The following is a 22,818-nucleotide window of genomic DNA, read 5'->3' as shown; positions in this document are numbered from 1 at the left end:
GGTATCTTTTATTTTAAACTGAATTATGAATAAACTATACCGTTTTCTTTCTTCTCCGAGTCTTGCTGTTTTGCTCTTATTCGTTTTTGGCTCATCCATGGCTGTCGCCACTTTTGTAGAGAATGATTATGGTACAGCCACCGCTTGGAAAGTTATTTACGATGCATGGTGGTTTGAAATGGTGATGGTAGGGTTAGGAATTTCATTTTTCTTAAACACTTTTAAATACAGCTTATGGCGTAAAGAAAAATGGCCTTTATTGATGTTTCACTTAGCATTTATTGTCATTTTATTAGGCGCAGGAATTACTAGATACAGCTCATACGGCGGAATTATGCGTATACGAGAAGGTGCCAGTTCTAACGTGATTATATCTGATGCAAATTATCTAACAGCAAAAATCTCTGATGGAACAAATACACGTACGGTTCGTAAAAAAATAGAATACTCCCCTATTAGTAATAATGACTTTACAATTACTACAGATATTAATAATACTGCCGTAACCATCACGCATAATGATTTTATTGCAGATGCCATTCCTCAAGTAAAAGAAAACAGCCCTAATGGAAAACCTATGATCGAAATGGTTGTTACCGCTGGTAATGGCCGTCAAAATGTATTTCTAGAAAAAGGTGAAATCGAAGCTATTGGTGAACATCAACATCTAATAGGGTTTGACGTAAATAGGGATGATATTATTACTATTTCTGAGAATAATGGTGAACTCTTTATCAAAACACCTCGTGAGCTAGGCAACTTCGTCATGGCAACACAAACAGCAAGTACCATTAAAAAAGATAGTGTATATCCTCTTGTGATTAGAACTTTGTATCGTGATGGAGATGCTTCTTTTGTGCCTATGATCTATTACCCAAAAGGCGAATTAGAACTAGTAAGTCTTGCCGATAAACCTAAAGATAACGATGAGATAAAGGACGATGCTGTCAAAGTAGATGTCACTATAGGTGATATTACTGAAACCATCACGATGTTATACAGAGATGGTTTCTTACCTAGTGAACACACGGCAAAAATGGGTAATTTAGAGATCAACCTTTCGTATGGTGCTGAAGCTATAGAAACTCCTTTTGAGGTACATTTAAACGATTTCCAATTAGAGCGTTATCCAGGATCTACAAGTCCCTCTGCATATGCCAGTGAGGTTACTGTTCTAGACAAAACTGAACATGTAGAAATGCCTTATCGCATCTTTATGAATAATGTACTCGATTATGGGGGTTATAGGTTTTATCAGGCTAGTTATGATACCGATGAGAAAGGTACGGTCCTCGCTGTAAATCACGATGTGCTTGGTACTGCTATCACCTATCTTGGATATTTGTTTATGGGGCTAGGAATGTTTTTTACATTATTTGGCAAGAAATCTCGCTATGCCACCATCAATAAAAAACTAAAGAAATTAAAAACAAAAACAGCAATTGTTGCATTTTTGAGTCTATCTTTTTCCTCTTATACGAATGCACAAACGGCTCCTTGGTCGGGTATTACAAAGGCAGTCATAGAGCAACAACGTATTGATAAAAATCACGCCGAATTGTTTGGTCGTTTGATGGTTCAAGATCTCGACGGACGTATAAAACCAGTAAATACGCTAGCGTCAGAGTTTCTGAGAAAGCTTTCGCGAAAGCCATATTATAAACTTATACAAGATGGAGAAACCATTGAAATGGATGCAAATCAAGCATTCCTATCAATGCATGTAAATCCAAATATTTGGCAAGACATTCCTGTCATTAAAGTCGACTTAGAGAAAGGTGGAGCGCTTTTTAAAGAGCTATCCGTAAGTGATAACGGACTTGTCCCTTTCTCTAGTTTCTTGGATGATGACGAAGTATATCTCCTCGCTGAAGAAGTAGAAAAAGTAAATAAGAAAAAACCTGCTGAACGTTCTGAATTTGATAAAGAAGTGCTTAAAGTAGATGAACGTTTTAATATTTTATACAATGTGTTTTCAGGTAATTACTTGAAAGTATTTCCGAATAGTCTTGATGCAACCAATAAATGGCATAGCTATTCTCATGATTTCAAGGATTTCCCTCCAGAAGACGGGCGCTTTGCTCAGGGAATTATTCCTCAATATTTTACATCTTTAATTAAAAAGGATTATGAGAAAGCCTTTGAGGATCTAACGTATATTAAGAAGTTTCAAGATGTCTTGGGTAAAGAAATTATCCCAAGTGAAGAACGCATTGCTGCAGAGCTATGGTATAACGAACTCAATCTAAATTTCTGGTTGTTTCAAGTATTCTTTACACTTGGATTTGTGCTGCTATTAATAGCCATCATTAAAATATTCAAACAAGCAAAAGGGGTTACCATTGTATGGAATCTCACCATCATCATAACACTTATCAGTTTCTTGCTTTTTACAGGAAATATTATCCTACGTTGGTATGTAGCGCAGCATGCACCTTGGAGTAATGGGTATGAAATGCTTGTTTTTGTCGCATGGGTTTTACTACTGTGTGGCTTGATTACATTTAGAAAATCTGACTTTGCGTTACCACTTGCCACCTTATTTACTGGAGCGCTGTTATTTGTAAGTTACCTAGACTGGTTAAGTCCTGAAATCACAAATTTAATGCCTGTACTTAAATCGTTTTGGCTAAAAGTACACGTTGCCACTATTGTAAGTAGTTATGCGCCACTAGCACTATCTGCTGTATTAGGTTTTATGGCATTGCTTCTTATCATCATAAGAACAGATAAAACCAAAGATGTTATCAATATTAAGATTAAGGAGCTTACCTATATTAATGAAATTGCCATGACAATGGGTTTATTTGTACTAGCAGTAGGCACCTTTTTAGGCGGTATTTGGGCTAATGAGTCTTGGGGACGTTATTGGGCATGGGACCCTAAAGAAACTTGGGCACTAATAAGTATTATCGTTTATGCAATTGTACTACATCTACGTTTGATACCTGCTTTAAAAAGTAATTTTATATTGAATATGGTTAGTGTATTTGCTTTTGGCTCTATCATTATGACATCCTTTGGCGTAAATTACTATTTATCAGGGTTACATAGTTATGCTGCAGGAGATCCGATTCCAATTCCTACATTTATTTATGTGTTAATTGCTATTGTAGTGCTAGTATCATTAATAGCGTACTATAGAAATAAAGTATTTGAAGCTAAAAAAACGTAATTACTATGACTGTTTTATTAATCATTCTAGCGATTACCATTATACTTTTCATTTGGGGAAAATTCACTCCAGATATTGTTGCATTGATGTCAATGTTAAGTTTATTTTTAACTGGAATTTTAGATCTCCCAGAGACCCTTAGTGGTTTTAGTAATCCAACAGTAATCATGATTGCTTCTCTATTTATTGTTGGCGAAGGTTTGTCACAAACAGGATGGACTGCCTTAGCTGGTCAAAAGTTCGTACAATGGGCAGGAAAGAGTATTCCTAAGTTGTTGGTATTAGTCACTTTTGGCTCTGGAGTGTTGTCAGGATTTGTAAGTAATACAGGAACAGTAGCAACATTATTACCCGTAACTGTTTCTGCCGCTTGGAATATAGGGACAGTGCCTTCAAAAGTATTAATGCCTGTTGCTTTTGGTTCTAATACAGGAGGACTACTAACACTTACAGGAACACCTCCAAACATCATTGCAAGTAATGCTCTTGTAGAGAAAGGGTTTGAAGCATTTTCTTTCTTTGAATTTGCACTTATAGGAGTACCCTTATTACTAATTTCTATTTTATATTTTCGGTTTATTGGCTCAAAATTATTACCTAAAAATACCACTGAGAATCAACCTATAAATATTGATTCTGAAATGCATCAATGGATTGAAAATTATAGTATAGATAAAAACATATATCGACTACGTATCCGCTCTATGTCTCCTCTAGTAGATACACTAATGAGTACATGGAATTTTGAAGAAAAATATCAAGTGTCTGTCATTCGCTTAAAGCGAAAATCAACAAATCGTTTAAAGGGTATAAAAGCATTTGTTGAATTTCCTACCCCAGACACAGAATTACGTTATCACGATATCATAACTGTAAAAGGGAAAACTGAAGCAATAGATAAGTTTATCATTGCATTCCAATTAGCTGTTATCCCATTCAAAAAGGACAATGATGAGTTAAAAGAAGAGTTTATCAATCAAGAAGTAGGTATGGCAGAAATGATTATCACACCTAAATCTTTATTTTTAGGACACAGTATTCCTATGGGTTTATATTTAGAACAAGCGGGTATCCAATTACTAGCAGCTTCAAGAAACAATAAACCTCTCATTGATACGAATGTTGCAGTAAAGGCTGGAGATGCATTTATTATTAGAGGTACTTGGGAGCGTATTGAAGCTTTAAAAAATGTTTATAAAAACCTAGTGATTTCAGGTAGTCCTGAAAGTATGGCTAAAAACGTTGATACACTAACGTATAAATCATATATATCGTTAACCATGTTATTAGTGATGATTGTACTGCTCGTATTTAAAATAGTTCCTGGAGCTATTGCTGCTATGATCGCAGCGGGAGTTATACTCTTAACAGGATGTGTTCCTATGGCTAAAGCCTACAAAGGTATTAGTTGGATTAGTGTAATTATGATTGCAGCTATGATTCCTATGGGATTAGCATTACAAAAAACTGGTGTAGCCGAACTTGCGGCTAATAGTTTAGTTTCTAGTTTAGGTAGTATTCATCCTATAGCATTACTAGGTGGGATTTTCCTATTAACTACAGGATTTAGTCAAGCCATAAATAATTCGGCAACAGCAGTATTGATGGCCCCTATAGCTATTATAGCGGCTACTTCTTTAAACGTATCACCAGAACCTTTTATGATTGTTGTAGCTATAAGTGCCTCAACGGCTTTTTTAACTCCTGTAGGGACCACTACAAATGCAATGGTAATGGCAGCAGGCGATTATAAGTTTATAGATTATTTAAAAGTAGGCGCTCCATTACTGCTACTATTTTTTAGTATATCCATTGTTTTAGTACCCATTATATGGCCTTTTTAAAAAAATAATACAAAAAAAGTATCCTATGAAAATAGTAGACCTTCAAGAAGCTGTGTCCGTTGTAAGATCAGATAATCGCATATTTTTTCAAGGTGCTGCCATGACACCAAATGCTTTAATAGATGCGCTATGTGATCGCTATAAAGAATTAAATAACGTAGAAATTATCCAGATACATACTGATGGCGAAGCAAAATATATGGAAGATCCATACAGTGACTCTTTTAGGCTTTCAAGTTGTTTTGTAGGTGGGAATGTACGGAAAGGGGTTAATTCAAATAATGGGGATTATATTCCTATTTTTTTAAGTGAGATTCATTGGTTGTTTAGACGAGACATACTTCCCTTAGATGTTGCTTTTATTCAGGTCTCTCCGCCAGATAAACACGGATATTGCTCATTAGGTGTTTCGGTAGATATTACGATTCCTGCTATTGAAAAAGCAAAAACAGTTGTCGCTTTGATCAATAAACAAGTACCTAGAACACATGGCGATGGTATTATTCACATGAATGAGATAAATTATGCCGTAGAAATGGATACACCTATACACCAATCTATAGTAACCAAGCCTTCAGAAATAGAAACTCAAATTGGAAAACATGTCGCTGGTTTGATCGAAGATGGAGCCACATTACAAATGGGTATTGGGAATATTCCCAATGCTGTATTGAATAATCTTACACATCATAAACGATTAGGTATTCATACCGAAATGTTTTCAGATGGAGTACTTCCTCTTATAGAAAATGGTGTCATTACGGGGGAAGACAAAAAAGTAAAACCCGGAAAAATCCTGACCACATTTGCTGTAGGTTCTCAAAAACTATACGATTATATAGACGATAACCCTGTCGTACATTTTAAAGAAGCATCCCATACAAATGACACTTCAATTATAAAATTAAACCCTAAAGTAACAGCTATAAACAGCGCTATAGAGATTGATTTTACAGGTCAAATCTGTGCAGACACTATTGGTTCGTATCAATATTCTGGCGTAGGTGGACAAATGGACTTTATACGAGGAGCAGCACTTTCAAAAGGAGGCAAAGCAATTATAGCAATGCCTTCTACTACAAAACGAGGAGATTCTAAAATAGTCCCCTATTTAAAGCATGGAGCTGGAGTCACAACCACACGAGCTCATGTACATTATGTTGCTACCGAATATGGTATTGTAGATTTATTTGGAAAAAGTTTAAAACAACGTGCCAAAGCACTTGTAGGTATTGCACATCCTGAACATCAAGAAACATTAGACCGTGAAATGCATACGAGATTTAAATTAATATAATAACTACCTTTAAGAATGAAAAACCTTTTTCTTACAACTATAATATGTCTATTGTTTTCAGTATCGTTAAGCGCGCAAGACCTTTCTGAAATATACAAACAAGTAAACCCAGCGGTAGTCACCATTTATACAGAGCAAAGTAATCGCGTATCTGATGGGGTACAATTACAGAAGATTTCTGGAAAAAGCCTTGGATCTGGTTTTATGATTTCCGATAGAGAGATTGTAACCGCCGCACATGTCGTAAATCTTGCAGAACGTGTGACAATTTCTTTTTCTGATGGTACATCCTCTCCTGCAAAGGTCATTACGGTTCACGAAACAGCAGATATTGCACTCATCAAATTAATCATTCCAAGATTTGACCCTGTAACTGTTCCTTGGGGAGATTCAGACGCTCTTAACATAGGAGAACGGATCTTTGTTGTAGGCGCACCACTAGGATTAGAACATTCGCTATCCTCTGGATATGTGAGTGGAAAACTTAAAAATATACAAGGGCAAAATCCATTTTCTCGTTCAGAATTCATCCAAACAGATGCAGCTATAAACAAAGGAAATTCAGGAGGTCCCATGTTTAATCTAAAAGGAGAAGTTGTGGGTGTAGTAAGTCATATTAAAACGCAATCTGGAGGATTTGAAGGCATAGGTTTTGCTGCTTCTTCCAACATCACAAAAGAGTTACTTTCTCAAAAAACAGTGTTGTGGAATGGTATGGATTCCCTTCCTTTATCTGGAGATCTTGCTGCTTTATTTAACGTTCCTCAAGAGAGTGGTTTATTAGTAGAAAAACTAACGAGTAATTCTCCTTTGCGTGATATTGGATTAAGAGATGGTACTATAGAGCTTTCAATAAATAAACTAACGATTATTGCAGGCGGTGATATCATTTTAGCCGTTAATAATGTCCCCATAAATTTTACTGATGAAGGGCTTGTAAAACTAGGGAGTGTTGCACAGGATATTGGTCCAAATAATACATTAGAATTCAAAATCTTACGACGTGGAAAAATAATAACACTAAAAAGGTGATTTTAATATACGCTTTCGCGAAAGCGTATACATAAATTAAATATCTTTAAAAATTAACTTTAAAATCAGAAAAGACTTTTGAAAATAACATTCTTAATCAGCTTTTGTTTTCTTTTTCTACTGAATATAGAAAGCATCAAAGCACAGCATACAGATACAAAGTTTCTAGACTCTATAGACACTCCTTTTAAAAAAGGGAGATGGCTTACGGGACTTGATGGTATTATAAGTTCCAGCACATCAGAAGTTGCAGGGATTGAGGGGCGTACTACTACAAATCAATATGGGCTTAACCTGACGACAGGAAAATTCATAAAAAATAGATTGCTTTTTGGGGGTACTTTACAAGCACAACGCTCAAGTAGTTCTGGAATAGTTGAACGCGCTACCGAAACACTTTTTGTAGGTCCGCTAGGCAATTATTACTTATCAAATAATAAAAAAGGCGCTTTATTTATACAATTAGCACCTGGCTACGTCCGCTATTTGGATGAAGCTGCGATCAATCAAGTTTCACAAACAACTCAAATAAATAGTGAAGGAAATGGTTTTGGCGCCATCATAGGCGTGGGATATAGTTATGTTATAAATGATAGAATTGCTTTTGATCTTGCTTTCAATGTAAATAATTTTTGGATTACAGTAGATACAGTATCAACTACAGGCACGATTAGTGACACGATTACTGTAAGCGACACGCTATTCTCTTTTGGTTTTAATGTTTTACTTGATGACTTCTTTTTCTAATGAAAAAAATATTTTTACTTCTATATCTCTTTCCTCTTGTACTGATGGCACAAGAAGAACGCAACACAAGAGAAAATGCATTTAGGACAGATACTTTAGTGAGTGATAAGTCTATTAAATTTATAGGAATCCCTATTGCTTTTTATACTCCAGAAACAGAATTTGCATTTGGTGGTGGTGGTCAAATCTTTTTGTTAAAAAACACAAATACCTATAATGAACGACTTTCTAATATCTTATTTTCTGGAATTTACACCTTGAATGAACAGCTTATTTTTGAGGTGAAGCCTCAAATTTATTTAGGAAAAGGAAACTATTTTATAGATGCTTCGTACCAATTAGAAATTTATCCTAATCAATTTTGGGGTATTGGCCCTAAAACACTAGATACTAATCTTGAAATTTATAAACAAACGACACATGCTCTTAGGTTTGCATTTTTAAAAAGATTGCCGCCAGATTTGAATTTTGGATTTGAATATACGTTTAAGAACCATCAGGTTACAGAAATACAAGAAGGCGGTATATTAGCTTCGGGAACTGTTCCTGGGAGTGATCGCGCTGTTGTATCTGCACTTGGCGCTATATTTAATTTGGATACACGTGATAATACAGGATCGCCTACAAAAGGACAGTATTTACAAGCCAAAGCACAATTTTCTTCAGAGCTTATAGGTGCTACTAGTGCATTTAATAAATATGTAATAGATTTAAGAACGTATAGTGTCGTAAATGATAAAAGCACATTAGCTACACAAATTTATGCTGAAAGTAACTATGGAGATATTCCTTTTCAAGCATTAGCGAGCTATGGAGGAGGCACACGTGCCAGAGGCTATTTCTTTGGGCGTTTTATAGATAATCATATGTACGTTGTACAAGCAGAGTACAGATACAGATTTAAACCTAGATGGACTGCTGCTGCCTTTGGTCTTATTGGAGAAGTTGCAGAACGTCCTGAAACATTTTTCAATGCAGATACCTTTAAACCTAGTTTTGGTGCAGGTGTTCGCTATAAATTATTTAAAGATCAAAACACGTATTTACGCTTTGATATAGGTTCTGGGATAGATGGTAACAGTGGTATTTATTTTGGAGTTAATGAAGCGTTTTAATAAATAGATAAGATGAAACATATTTTGATTCCCGTAGACTTTTCTGTTTTTTCAGAAAATGCTTTGTTAATGGCTAGCCATATAGCAAGACAACAAAATGCAACACTTCACATTATACACATGATTGGGGTTATGGGAGCCATTTTAGATCGAGAAGAAGATAAAACTTCCCAAGAAGTTATTTATAAAATGGAAGCAGCCCAAAAAGAACTTTCAACGTTTGTAGACAAAGAATACCTTAAAGATCTTGAATACAATACAACGATTACAAAAGCTATTGACTTTGAACAATTACATACACTTATAAAGGATGTAACAATAGATCTTATCATTATGGGCTCTAAAGGAGCAAGTGGTATAAAAGAGCTTTTTATAGGCTCTAATACAGAAAAAGTAATACGCCACTCTACGATTCCTGTGATGGTTATTAAAGAGAAAATAGAAAACTTTACACTCTCCTCTGTTGCTTTTGCTACAGATTTCTCTTTATATAGCGTAGAAGCTTTTCAAAAGGCTATTGTGTTTTTCAAACAACTACATATCCCTATAACGGCTGTCTATGTAAATTATCCTAATCAATTTATGAGTACCGCTGGATTAAAGGAGAAAATCACAAACTTCAAAAAAGCACTTACTAAAGAGGCACAAACTATTGATTTTTCTATAGAAATTATAAATGAATACTCTGTAGAAGCTGGTGTTACCTATGCATGTGAGCAACTAAAGATAGATGCCATAAGTATTGCTACTGAAGGAAGAAAAGGTCTTGATCATTTCTTTAATCATAGTGTCAGTGAAAAACTAGCAAACCATGCTTCAATTCCTGTAATCACATTTAGATTAAAGTAATATTCAATCTTTAGTTATGTTAGTCACTATAATTTGATCATTCATAAGAGTACCCACCATTCTTTCTGTAAAAGTAACCGCTGCACCCTGTACTGAAGACGGATTTATCAAAGAGGATTGTCCTGTCCAAACCATTGTATTATCACCTTCTTTAAGTTCACCTGAAACGTCATACAGTACAGCTTCTATGAGATACGAGTTTTGATCTACGTAATATCCTGGTTCTCTTACATGAGTGTATGTCCTATAATAATATTTACCAAAGCGCACATATCCAGTAGGTATTGCGCGAGTTTGCCCTTGCACATAACGCTGTGATTGATTCTCATTAATCAAGCTCATAGTAATCACTGCATCAATCTTATTTTCCTTTAGAATTTCAATAATTTCACTATCATCATCTTTTTTAGGTGATAAATTAGGAGGAAAAATAGTAGTTCCTGAAACAGCATATACTCCATTATTTCTAAGTAATTGAACAGCATTATTTTCAAAAAGTCTTTGCCCAGTAAGGTCTCCACCTATACCTACAACGACTACTTTTTCATAACTTTTACCTTGGTAATTAGGTTCTTTCCAGCTAGTCCCTAGTTTTGGAGAACAGGATACTGCAAATACACAAAGACCCATGAATGCTACATACAAAATAGTGAGATGTTTCATGATGTTTATTTTAGGTAATTAAAAATTAAAAGGTCTAAAACCTATGCCGTATTCAATAAAATCTGCACTACCCCCTGCAAGTGTTTTAAGGCCTATCTGAGCAAAAAATCGATCTGTAAAATTATAACGTAATGCAGGTCGCATAAAGAAAGCTCCTTTATCTTTATCGTCTCCTATATAGGTTCCTAATTGAAATTTTACGTCAAATTTATAAAAGCTAAAATCATAGCCAGCATGTATTCCATAATGCAAGCGATCTGAAGCTTCTAAATCTTGTAATCTATTATCATAAAACACATCTACTCCCCCTGTCACAGAGTGCATTTCATTAAAACTATGTTCATAATCTACAACAATAGAGCCTACTCCTAAAACCGTACTTGTTCCTATAAGCGCATCACTTTGAGATACACCTCCTGCAATGTAAACACTTATAGATTTACCAGAAGTAATATCTCTAGGAGCTCTACGGGGTCTTTTAAATCGAGCTGGCACGGTGGTATTTGTATAAGGATCATCATCTAGTTCAAATTGATCTGCATTATAGTTATAACGCAGGCCTAGATTGATTCCATATAGATTAAGACCGTTATTAGGTTTGAATGTAGAACCATTACTAAAATGACTAAAATCAAATCCATATAATAGATCTACTTCACGCGTCCACTTATAAGTAAATCCAAGATCTATATTAAAATAGACGGCGGCACGAGCACCAATTGCCTCATTTAATGGGTTCTCATCACTATCAAAAGGATTCAGGTTATAGGTGATACCTACGGACGGTTCAATACTAAATACATTTCGTTTATCTGAATTTGAAATAGGAAAATTCATAAATGCGAATAGTGCATTAGGATTCCCAAAAACTTGAGCATCACTTAAAAATCCAGTATACACGCCTATCCCATACGAAGGATATCCATAACGTGCTGCCCAGCTATCAGGATCTATGGGTTGCCATCCATATTTTACGGTAATACCCCCATATCCATTATCTAAAATACCACTATTCCCTAATGGGTTATCAGATTTTAAAAAAGCGCCAAAATGAGATTTAATTTCTACAAAACGATACCGACCTTCTTGCTCTTTTGTTTCTTGAGCATAGGCGCTTATAAAACTCATAAGCACTATAAGCATACAAATAGTGTTTCTCATTTTAATAAAAGATCAGTTATTTATTAATACCTCTAATTCCATTAGAAAAAGCTTCAACATCTGCTTCTTCTTTTATAAGATCTAATCCCTTTGCTGTTATATATTTTACATTACTTGGATTAAAACCTATTGCCGTACCTATACGCTGTAACCATTTAGCTTGTTTTTCGCCAATAATCGTAGTATCTTCATGAATAATTTTAGTTAATTCATACAAACTTTTTAATCGTTCATTATAGGTATATGGGGCTACAATTTCCTGATACGTATAATTTTCCATGATATCTTGATACTCATCTAAACGAATATGTAGTTTAGCTGAAAGGTGCTTTAAAAATTCATTTTCTTCTTCAGAAACCATACCATCTCTCAATGTAATTTTTACGATGGCTGCATATGCCGTATAATACTGACTGTTTGAATTAGTACTCATAATTAGATATGTTTATATACGCTTTCGCGAAAGCGTATGTATTAGTTTTCATTTTTTTGATTAATATATTTTCCTACAATTACTGCTGTAAGAATGACTAGATAAAATTGCCCTAAAAGACTAATTAAGATCGCTGCTTTTTGTGCTAATATGGTTTTAGGAACAATATCTCCATACCCTAATGTAGATAGTGTTACATAACTAAAATACATCAATCGCTCTGTTAAGCTCATCCCATTTTCAACAACCAAATTTGTAAATGAATTTGCATGTGATAACTCTATACTCATACAAATAAAGAACCCAATGAGTCCCAATGAAATGTAACCACTTATCAATCCGAAGATGACTTTTATATTTACTTTTTTTGTTTTCCAAACTTGAAAAATAAGTTCGCATGTTATGATCAAATAAAATAAGAAATATCCTCCCATTTGAATAAAATCAATGATAGCGAGACCATTCTCATTTGCTTGATTAATTCCATAAAGAACACCAACAATGATTAAAAGTACAATAAGAAACCACATTAGTTTTTTCTTTTTTGATACTAATAGTATTCCTGAGATCACATTTACCTGAAATAAAATAGGTGCTAAAACAACTTCAAAAAGTGATGCAGGCACTAATAAAGAACCAAAGAGTATCACTATCTGACTAAAGAAGAATAACTCAAAACGATATGGATATAGTTTTGATAACATTCTTATTCTAATAACGTCTCATCAAATTCATACGCATCGTAATTTACTTTATACATCACTGCATAAAATGCTGGGATGAAAAGTAAGGTGATCACTGTTCCAAACAACAATCCTATCATGATCGTTACTGCCATGGGTTCCCACATCTCTCCTCCTCCAAGATACAGCGGTATTAATCCGAGAACAGTTGTAAATGTGGCTAAAATAATAGGCCTAAAACGCTGTAAACAAGCAGCGATTACAGCATCTTGATCTTTACGTTTCATTTCGCTTTGTTCTATTTCGATACGATCTACTAATACAATAGCATTATTAATTACAATCCCTGCCAGCGAAATAACTCCTAGAAATGCCATAAATCCAAAAGGCACATTAAAAACAAGTAATCCTAGTACCATTCCAATAATCCCCAGAGGAATCGTACATACAATCATAACCATTTTTCTAAAGGAATTGAACTGGATGATTAAAAGCATCACAATAATAAAAGCAGATAATGGTAAATATTTTCCAACAGCTCCCATATTTTCTGCTGTTTGTTCTGCTTCACCACCTACATTATAAGCATAGCCATCACCCCAATTTTGAGAATTTTCAGCAAGCCACGGGTTTACAATTGCCATAATTTCAGAGGCATTGCCATCAGCCGTTAGTTGGCTAGAAACTACAATGGTTCTATCTAGATTGAGACGTTTAATTTTAGAGTATTGCCATTGAGGAACTACTTTTGCGACTTGTAAAAAAGGAACACTTTTACCTGAACCTTGCGCATAAATATTTAAACTTTCTAATGAGGAGAGCGTTAACGCATTACTATTTCCTCCTTTCATGACGATAGGAATATTTTTGTCACCTTCTCGATATTCTCCAGCTCTAAAGCCGTCTAGCACTGTTTGTAAAGACACTGCGACATCTTGATTGGTAACCCCAGCACTTTGTGCTCTATTTTGATCTATTTCAATGAGGAATTTTTTCCCTTTAGGCCCCCAATCATCTTTGATGTTTTTAGTACCATCCATTGCAAATAGCTTGGCTTTAATTTCTGATGAAATTTCAGCAAGCTTATCAGGATCATCTCCAGATACTTTAATTTCTATAGGCGCACCACCACCAGCGCCTCCTAGTTTACTTACTTTAATATCTGCATCTGGAAACGTAGAAAAAGCAAAGGCGTCCAGTTTTTCTATAATTTCACCATTAAGTAATTGGTCTGATGTATTTACTAAAATATGTCCATAGTTTGAATTAGCTTCATCTGCACTATATCCTAAGTCATAGGAAGAAGGTCCTTCGCCTATAAAAGCAGACCAATTAAGCACGCCATCCGTTCGGGTTTCATTTACGGCAAGTTCTTTAACGATATAATTTTCAATATCAATAATGGTGGCTTCCGTGGTTGCTAAATTGGTACCTTCCGCTAAGTTAACGTCTATTGTAATTAAGTTTCTGTCACTATCTGGAAAGAACAGAAAAGAGAGTTTGGTAAACCCATACAGAGATAAGAAAAATAAGCCCACAATGGTAAAAAGTACGGTACGCTTTCGCGAAAGCGCAAACAGCATTAAATCCTTATACTTAGACTTCATCGCATTAATGATACGGTCCAGAACGCCTGGTTTTTGATCTTTTTCTTTCTTTTTGACTTTTAAGAAGTACACACAAAATAGCGTAATTACACTCAGAGAAATTACCCAAGAAGAAACGAGCGCTATGGTGATCACTACAAATAATGGCCCCATGATATCCCCCATGACAGATTCTGCCATAAAGAATGCTAAAAACGCAGCAGAGGTTGTTAATGTAGATATTAAAAGAGGTACGGTAAGTTCTGAAGCTGAATCGATGGCTGCTTTACGTACCGTCATTCCTTCTTCCATTTTCACCATAATAGATTCGGCGACTACAATGCCATTATCTACCATCATTCCAAGTGCCATAATAAGTGCTGCAAGCGTGATCTGATTGAGTCCCATTCCTATGAGTCCCATAATCATTAAAGTTGTGATCGTTACTATAGGAATTAAACTTGCAATGACCATTCCTGTTCGGAAACCAAGGAAAATAAGCATCACTACTAATACTATAATAATGGCTTGAACTAGATTAGAGACAAAGTCTGATATCTTCACATCGATATAGGTATCTAGAGATGAAACTCGATACACTTCCAAACCGATAGGTAATTTATTTTGGTAAATCTCAAGTACTTTATCTACATCTTGTCCTAGATTAATCACATTTGCGCCTTCTTTAAGAGAAATATGTAACGAGATGGCATCTTTCCCATCTATGCGTACAATTTGACTCGGAGGATCTTGATACCCACGACGCACATCTGTAATATCCTTAAGTTGTAATACCTGTCCTCCTTCTCCTACTGGGATCAATGTGTTTTCAATATCTTCAAGACTATTAAAGTTACCTGTTGGTTCTAATATAATACGCGCATCTTCCACAGAAATTTCCCCTCCTGAACTCAGGATATTCGTATTTCCAATAATTTGTTTTAAACTATTTGCCGTGAGTCCATAATTTTTAAGGCGTGTATTATCAAAGTCTATATATACAATCTCGCTTTGCTCTCCATTCAATTCTACTTTAGCAGCATCTGGAAGTTTGATCAGGTCATTACGTAAATCATCGGCATGTTCTTTCATTTCGGCATATGAAAAGCCTTCACTTACAAGTCCTACAGCAATTCCAAATACTTCTCCAAGTCCGTCATCTTTTAATTGTGGTTGCACATTTGCTGGCAACCCTTGAATAGATGATAATTTGCGACGTAACCGATCCCAAACTGCTTGTAAATCTTCTGGAGCCGTTTCCATACGCAATTCTGCTTGTACTACAGAAAGCCCTGTACGAGAGGTGCTTTTTACTAATTTAAGTTCTGGAAGTTCTTGTACAACCTTTTCGATTTTATCTGTTACGAGTTCTTCTACACGTTCTGGACTTGCGCCAGGAAAAGAACTTACAATAGAAGCAACTCGAATCGTATAGGGAGGCATACTATCGCGAGACAAACCACTATACATAACCATTCCCATCAAAAGAACAACACCTAGAATACTAAGTACTACACGATTTCTGTCATTAGAAAATTGAGCTAAATTCATAAAGCATTATCGTATTTAATTATTGAAGACTTACTTTTTGATTGTCTAATAATGATTGTAATCCTGCCGTAGCATAACGTTGTCCTTCTTTGAGTCCGCTTAAGACTTCAAATCCTCCTGCCTTTAATTCGCCTATAGTAATTGCTTGTTTTTTTACAGTACCTACTTTGCCATCTTCTGATTCTATAACAAAAACAAAATTCCCATTAGTATCTTCTCCTACTGCTTTTACGGGAACAATAATGCTTTTTCCTTGATCTGTTTCTTCTACTCTAAAATCAAAAGTTACATTTGTTGCCATTCCAGGTTTAATCTCTGGTACAGGATTTATTATTTCTATAGCTGTGATGTAGGTGGAAGAATTTGCATCAATACTTGGCGATACTTCAAAAACTCTTCCTTCAAACGTTGTCCCTTCTATTGCTGTAAATTGTAAGGATGTAGGCATATCGACTTTTACTTTGTTTACCATCGTTTCTGGCAAACCCACTTCTACTTTTAGGCCTTCACCAGCATTTAATTCAGCAAAGGTGTGTCCAGCAGATACTTGTTCATTAACCGCTCCATCTGTCCAAGCAATCACTCCATCCTTTGGTGCTTTAATCACACCATAACTTAATTGTGTCGCTTGAATACTCTTGTTACGTTTTGCTGACTCAAATTGATCTAGTGCAGATTGGTATGAGTTTTTAGCGCTTTCATATTCACTTAATGACTTACTTCCTTTCTCGTATAATGATTTGATACGATCTAAACTTGATTTGGCAGTAGTCATTCCAGAACGTGCAGAATTAAGTGCTGAAACAGATTGTTCATATGCCAAATTAGCTTCTATATTATCTAGTCGTGCAATAACAGCTCCTTTTTTGACTGCTTCACCTTTCCAATGATTTACTTCTTTAATGATACCGCTACTTCGAAAACTTAATGCGATTGCATCCATTGCTTTTGCATTACCACTATAAGTTCTTATATTTTGAGCATTTGATGTACCAACAACTTCAAATTTTACTGGGCGTAATACTTCTACTTTTTCAGCTTCTTTTTCTTTACATGCAGTTAGTAAGAAAAGAACTGAACTAAGTATCATAAGTGATTTTAAATATCTCATCGTAAAAATTAGTTTCTGTTTAAAATATATTGTTGTGCTCTTTGAATAAAATCTTGATTAGAGGCTTCTGTATTCATTAAAAAAAAATATCCAATGGCACGTTCTAATTGCATTGATATAAGTAAGTAGTTATAATTAGCAGTTGCTCTAGAAAGTTGCGCTTGCAAGTAATTGTTCTGAGCGTCAATAAGCTGGATAATAGGAACAGCGCCTTCTGCATATTCATTTTGAGTAAGTTCAAGACTCTCCTTTGCATTCTCTTCCGAAACTTGGGAAATTTCAATATTAGCAATTTGAGAAATCATGTCTAAGACAATATCATTCACAGATTGTTCTATGTTTAAATCAACATTCTCTTTTTGAAGTTGTAATTGTTCCTGTTGAATCTGTATGGTTTGCCTATTAATGTTACGTTGGTTTTGCTGAAAAATAGGTAATGACAAGTTAAGACCTACATTATAAGTACCGTCTGGTGCTGTAGGAACACCTGCTGGTATGGTAGATCCCGCTCCAGATTGTGATAGTGCTAAACTGTATTGTCCACTTAAAGCAACTGTAGGAATATATCGCCCCCAATCATTTAAGTCATAGTTACGATCTAATACATTCGCATTGTATCCAATACTTTTAAGCTCTGGTGCATTCTTCTTTGCCTCTTCTACAAGAAAATCAATAAATGCTGGACGCAATTTAGGATTATCAAGAATATCTCTTAGATCATCATATTTATAATCTTCAAAGAGCCCCTCCTCTATGGCTGCATTTTGGATATCTATTTCATTTGAGATTTTATCATTAAGCAACTGATTGATCATATTAAATCCTTGTTGCAAGGAATTTCCAGCTTCTATTAGAGCTTGAGTATTTTGTGCTAATTGACTTCTCAAACGAAGTACATCGGACTTTCCAGTTTCTCCTGCTTCGTAATTTTGCTCTGCAATTTTTAAATTTAGTTTTGTGAGCTTTAAATTTTCATTCTGAATACCTGTATTTGTTTTTAAAATGAGCGCATTAAAATAAGCTACAGCAGCATTTAACAAGGCATCTAACTCTGCTGCATTATAATTTTCCTGTTCTGCTTTTTGAAGATTTTTTTGGATATCAATCCCAGCTGCTGCAGATTCTGAATAGATCAATTGATCTACACCAACGGAAGTCGATGTAGAGATTTCTGGTTGTGCTCCTCCAGAAATTTCAGCTACTTTTGGATCTACATATAATCCTGTAGCATTTGCCGATACATTAGGCAAAAAGTTACTTTTAGCCGTTTTAACATCTTGTTGTGCTAAATCAATGGCTTTCTTACTAGACCGTAATCCTAAGTTTTCTGTGATCGTTTGTGTCATGATATCCTTAAGGGAATACGCACCTTCTGTAGTACTCACAACGCCTCCTCCTATAAAATTAGTAGTTGCCAAGAAACTATAACGCAATGGGAATTGTATCTCTTTTGCGGTATCATAGTTAATCGTCATTTCGTTAGCCAATGTCAATAGTTGAGGAAGCTCTGAAGGGTTTGTACCATTTAGAATATCTTCGATATTCAGTGCCATTCTTCTAAAAAACTGATCAATTCCTGAATTAGTAGCTTGTGTCGCTAATATTCCATTTTCAATATCCGTATAACTATGACTACTAAAAGAAGGTAATCCTGCTTGATTAATCGAAGTGATTAATTCTTTTCTATTCGTTCCGTTTAGATACCCTCCATCAGCTAAATACACAGCATCGATACCATTAAGATTTACAGTACTAGAAATGGGAATAAGCGTATAGCTAGCCTCTTTATCTTGAAAATAGGTAGTAAATACTTCTTGTACCTTTAAAACATCTATTTGATGTTGATCAACCAGAATTCCTATATTTTTAAAATCGTATAATTCCTGAAAAGCTTTTAAATCATCTATATATGACTTTGACGTAATGACATAACTAATATTATTAATTTGAGAAGTCGTTCGTTCTAAAGCCAGCGGAACTAAATCTTTATTAATATCTCCAAAAACAATCGTAGGTTTTGGATAACTACTCCTTTGTGATAACATCACTGCATTAATGGCTCCAAAAGCGAGAATAATATCAGTATCATCGGTTACTAATGCGTTGTATGTTGAGGCCGCTTTCGCGAAAGCAAAACCATTTTCTTCTACATCTTTAAAACTAATTTGAACATTCTGTCCAGCAACAGCTCGTATTTCTGATTTTAATTGTTCCAATAAAGGAAGATGCTCCGGAACTATTTTATCTGCCAGAATACCTATAGTCACTTCTCTAGACTGACCAAAAATGGTAGCAGATATAAAAAGTATTAAAAAAAACGGTGTAAACTTCATAAAGATTTTTATTTATTCCAGCCTCTTTTTGCGTAGATAGTTCCTGTAAGTTGCTGCCATGTTTTAAGATGAATTTCATATTGATCATTAGCGAGCATTTCACTAGCATCTGCATTCAATAAAGCTAATTGTCTTTCAAATTGTGCTTTCATTGCTTGTTCCGTAAGTTCTGAATCTTTATCATCCAAACGTTTCATTTTATAAAGGTGATAATAAAGCATATTATAATACTCATCACGGGCAGTATCTTTTAGTCCCATCTCATCCATTTGTTTTTCATAAAAGAAAAACATACGATCTTGCTCTTCATGAGAAAAAATATCTTGAGCCACTTTTGCACGCTCTTGTTGTTTTTTTGTGAGTTTACTTGTATTTTGAGCATTGACAGATCCAAAAATAATTAGAGATAAGATCATTAAAAGTTTAGGTACATTCATTTGTATAGTTTTAAGTAAAATATTTTTTTGATTTTTCATCTAAAAAGTTGAGCATTTCATCATTAAAGGCAATAGATCTTTCTATAAAATCATTCATTTCTTGATTTTCTTCAGTTCGTATTTTTAATACGGCATGTAAAAGATCACTTTGTTCTCTATAATTATTAATGACAATCTCTAAGAACTTTATTAGATTTTCTGTATCTAAATAATACAGTCTTTTACGATTATCATTTGGATGGTCTATACTATTAATTCTATAGAGTCCTATTAAGATTTTAAGTACTTTACTAACAGCTCCTTTACTAGCTCCTACACCTTTCACAATGTCTTGAAAACCTATATACTTCGTATCTGTTACATAAAAAAATCCGACAACTTTCCCTGCTAAAGGAGGAAAACCGTCATTTTTGTAAGTGCGTTCAAACACATCTATAATCCCCTGCTTATTCACACAAATAAAATAATGAGTAGTAAAAGTACTATTTTGTTTCCGTTATAGAAAACAAAATTATAGAATCTTAAAAGTATGTTAATCGATATTCAGAAAGCTATACTTCAGTTTCATATATTGAATTATAATATGCATTAATACAGGAATAATAAAATGCTGGATATAAGACACTTATTCCTAAGTGTAAATTATTTATAATTCATAACCCGGAGGTCACGAGTTCAATTCTCGTTCTCGCTACTTAAAAATCAAGCAGTTACATATATTTTGTAGCTGCTTTTTTATTTTCCTAAAACATATCTAAAACAAATTAGATCATTTCCAGCTTTTAGAATTGTTGATAAGTTACTACCATTAATTCATCCATTCTTCAGGTATCAATGCTTTTTCTTCTTCATCATCTCTCCAACGAGCAACTTTATGTACTTCTGAAAATTCATCCCATATACTAGGTCCTGCATGTTCTAAAACTATAATTTGTAATTTTCCATCTGTTCTTTCTGTTAAGCAATTAGATAATACTTGAAAGATTCTCTTTACTCTTAAAATATCTTCTTGCTTAGCATCAGAAATTTGATCTTCAGATTTTATTTTCATTTCAGGAAAATAAGCTTGACTAGGCTGATCAAAAAAAATGAAATTAGGGACTGGATGATTATCATGTCTCAAGAATAATTCATGAAGAGCTAACATAGTAGATATGTGATAAGCCATATAATTAGATCCGCTACCTATTTCCCAAAGTTTATCTACTCGCCCTGTATCACTACCAAAGTCTAAAGTTAAATCCATTATATTCAATCCCACAGGGTCATTATATCTTTCTGCTTTAAAAATATCTGAATAATAACTAATAGAGGATCGAATTCTATTTAAAGCATTTTTCTCCTTTTGTTTAATTAAACTATTATCAACTTTATCTTCTAATACTTTTATTTCATTAGACAATTTATTTATTAACTTAATTAATTCTCCATCTACACTTATAACATCGTACGCAGAGATTTTAGCTTCTAATTCTCCAACAAATCGATATATATTATTTATTGTTTGTCTACTGTTTTTGTATTTACTATCCTGTTTGAGTAATCTATTTAGTTCTTGTCTAATTTCATTTAAAGTCTTTTCTGTTGTTTTTAGATCACTATTAATTTTGAATATTTCATTATCAAAAATTATTCTAGTATCGTTAGCTTGTGCTGCTTTTGTTTCTATTGTTTTACTAGCATTTAATATTAAGTCTATATATTCATTTGCATTTTTATGCTTAGTACCACATAAAGGACAATCTGTTTCTTGTTTTATTCTTTTTTTAAACCAACCTACACTTTTTAATCTTTCATTTTGAATCAAAATTGAATTTGTGTACTCATTATTAGTTTTTGAAATGCCCTTAATTAAAGATTGTTTTGATCTTAGTTTCTCTATTTCCTTTGCAAAGGAAATTTCTTTTTGTTTCAAAACTGATATTCTATCAGTAATTTTATCTGTACTACCAACTGCAATTAATGGAACGCCTACTTTATCAATAGCTTTAGGTATTTGTTTTAATATTCTAATAAAATCTATAGGTTTCCATTTATCGCTAGGATATGGTCTTTTTGTTAATAAACCATACTCTTTTGCTTGCATATATATACCACGTATCTCACCTAGCCACTTTTCTATTCCTTTTTGTATGTTATTAAAATCTTTCTCTAAACTTTTTAACTCTTTTCTTAATTCCTTCAATTTTTGCTGATTTCGCAAAGTTTCATTGTCAATAGCTCCTAAGACATAAGGAAATATATTACGTATTTTCTCTCTATGCTCATAGGAGTCAGTTTTATAAAATAAAGTTCTTTGGTTTGCTATTATATATTGTGGTTGAAATAAAAATGAAACCATGTCTCTAAAACTAGGCTTAGAACCAAAACCAAATTGATTTCCTTCTTCATCTAAAATTTCTAAATCAGATAAGCCAGCTATTTCATTTAATCTAATTTTAACAGATTCAACAGTTGTCGTTTTTTCTATTATTGTAGGTATTGTATTTATTTTTTTTCTCTCACGACTAAACATATCACCATTAGTTAGAAATACACCTGGTTCTTTTCTAGCTAGTAATATTTCACTATCATCTAGCTTAAAAAGAACTCCAAACCATTCCACATAATCTCTTATACCAACAGGAATCTGACATTTACTACTACACAAAACATAATCAACGATAGCTATTAAAGCTGACTTACCTCTTTCACTATCACCAGTGATAACATTAATTTTACCTAATTTAAAATCAATTTCTCTAGGCTTAAAGCTTACGTCTTTAGACCATAGTATTATTTTGCTAATATTAAAATTCATA

General features: G+C 34.1%; 17 protein-coding genes. 7 read left to right on the top strand and 10 right to left on the bottom strand.

Annotation, left to right across the window (positions count from 1 at the left end; genetic code table 11):
- Positions 1–25: 25 nt before the first annotated feature.
- The 7 genes from ccsA (at position 26) to Q1A60_RS05945 (ending at position 10,059) form a co-directional block, all read left to right on the top strand.
- A complete protein-coding gene (gene ccsA / locus Q1A60_RS05975) occupies positions 26–3,175 on the top strand; it encodes a cytochrome c biogenesis protein CcsA (RefSeq protein WP_299765129.1) in 3,150 nt (1,049 codons plus the stop codon).
- A 5-nt stretch (positions 3,176–3,180) separates the two neighbouring features.
- Positions 3,181–5,019, top strand: a complete 1,839-nt coding sequence (locus Q1A60_RS05970) for an SLC13 family permease (protein WP_299765132.1) — start codon at positions 3,181–3,183, stop codon at positions 5,017–5,019.
- A gap of 7 nt (positions 5,020–5,026) precedes the next feature.
- Positions 5,027–6,316 (top strand): acetyl-CoA hydrolase/transferase C-terminal domain-containing protein, encoded by a 1,290-nt coding sequence (locus Q1A60_RS05965; protein ID WP_299765427.1) that lies wholly within the window; start codon positions 5,027–5,029, stop codon positions 6,314–6,316.
- Positions 6,317–6,331: 15 nt separating this feature from the next.
- Positions 6,332–7,348 (top strand): trypsin-like peptidase domain-containing protein, encoded by a 1,017-nt coding sequence (locus Q1A60_RS05960; RefSeq protein WP_299765134.1) that lies wholly within the window; start codon positions 6,332–6,334, stop codon positions 7,346–7,348.
- A gap of 78 nt (positions 7,349–7,426) precedes the next feature.
- Complete coding sequence (locus Q1A60_RS05955) at positions 7,427–8,095, top strand: DUF481 domain-containing protein (protein WP_299765136.1); 669 nt, start codon at positions 7,427–7,429, stop codon at positions 8,093–8,095.
- Positions 8,095–9,210: a BamA/TamA family outer membrane protein gene (locus Q1A60_RS05950; protein ID WP_299765138.1), complete on the top strand. Its 1,116-nt coding sequence runs from the start codon at positions 8,095–8,097 to the stop codon at positions 9,208–9,210. Before Q1A60_RS05955 ends, Q1A60_RS05950 begins: the two co-directional genes overlap by 1 nt.
- 12 nt (positions 9,211–9,222) lie before the next feature.
- On the top strand, positions 9,223–10,059 hold the full coding sequence (locus Q1A60_RS05945) for a universal stress protein (RefSeq protein WP_299765140.1): 837 nt from the start codon (positions 9,223–9,225) through the stop codon (positions 10,057–10,059).
- 3 nt (positions 10,060–10,062) lie between these two features.
- Here Q1A60_RS05945 and Q1A60_RS05940 read toward each other — a convergent pair whose 3' ends face one another.
- The 10 genes from Q1A60_RS05940 to Q1A60_RS05895 form a co-directional block, all read right to left on the bottom strand.
- A complete protein-coding gene (locus Q1A60_RS05940) occupies positions 10,063–10,722 on the bottom strand; it encodes a hypothetical protein (RefSeq protein ID WP_299765142.1) in 660 nt (219 codons plus the stop codon).
- A gap of 18 nt (positions 10,723–10,740) precedes the next feature.
- On the bottom strand, positions 10,741–11,865 hold the full coding sequence (locus Q1A60_RS05935; RefSeq protein WP_299765145.1) for an acyloxyacyl hydrolase: 1,125 nt from the start codon (positions 11,863–11,865) through the stop codon (positions 10,741–10,743).
- 34 nt (positions 11,866–11,899) lie between these two features.
- Entirely contained in the window at positions 11,900–12,316 is a 417-nt protein-coding gene (locus tag Q1A60_RS05930; RefSeq protein WP_299765147.1) for a TerB family tellurite resistance protein, read from the bottom strand.
- 41 nt (positions 12,317–12,357) lie between these two features.
- Positions 12,358–13,020, bottom strand: a complete 663-nt coding sequence (locus Q1A60_RS05925) for a potassium channel family protein (protein WP_299765149.1) — start codon at positions 13,018–13,020, stop codon at positions 12,358–12,360.
- A 2-nt stretch (positions 13,021–13,022) separates the two neighbouring features.
- Positions 13,023–16,136, bottom strand: a complete 3,114-nt coding sequence (locus Q1A60_RS05920; RefSeq protein ID WP_299765151.1) for an efflux RND transporter permease subunit — start codon at positions 16,134–16,136, stop codon at positions 13,023–13,025.
- Between the two features lie 19 nt (positions 16,137–16,155).
- Complete coding sequence (locus Q1A60_RS05915; protein ID WP_299765153.1) at positions 16,156–17,226, bottom strand: efflux RND transporter periplasmic adaptor subunit; 1,071 nt, start codon at positions 17,224–17,226, stop codon at positions 16,156–16,158.
- Between the two features lie 29 nt (positions 17,227–17,255).
- Entirely contained in the window at positions 17,256–19,580 is a 2,325-nt protein-coding gene (locus Q1A60_RS05910) for a TolC family protein (RefSeq protein ID WP_299765155.1), read from the bottom strand.
- 8 nt (positions 19,581–19,588) lie between these two features.
- Positions 19,589–20,017 carry a hypothetical protein gene (locus Q1A60_RS05905; RefSeq protein ID WP_299765157.1) on the bottom strand — a complete coding sequence of 143 codons (429 nt, stop codon included), beginning with the start codon at positions 20,015–20,017 and terminating at the stop codon, positions 19,589–19,591.
- Between the two features lie 10 nt (positions 20,018–20,027).
- Positions 20,028–20,471, bottom strand: coding sequence for a hypothetical protein (locus tag Q1A60_RS05900; RefSeq protein WP_299765160.1), 444 nt, complete (start codon positions 20,469–20,471; stop codon positions 20,028–20,030).
- 354 nt (positions 20,472–20,825) lie between these two features.
- Complete coding sequence (locus Q1A60_RS05895; RefSeq protein WP_299765162.1) at positions 20,826–22,817, bottom strand: DUF3732 domain-containing protein; 1,992 nt, start codon at positions 22,815–22,817, stop codon at positions 20,826–20,828.
- Position 22,818 lies beyond the last annotated feature (1 nt).

Source organism: uncultured Dokdonia sp. (assembly GCF_947492535.1).
In the GTDB taxonomy this organism is placed as follows: Bacteria; Bacteroidota; Bacteroidia; order Flavobacteriales; family Flavobacteriaceae; genus Dokdonia.
This window is presented reverse-complemented; position numbering and strand designations above follow the sequence as displayed.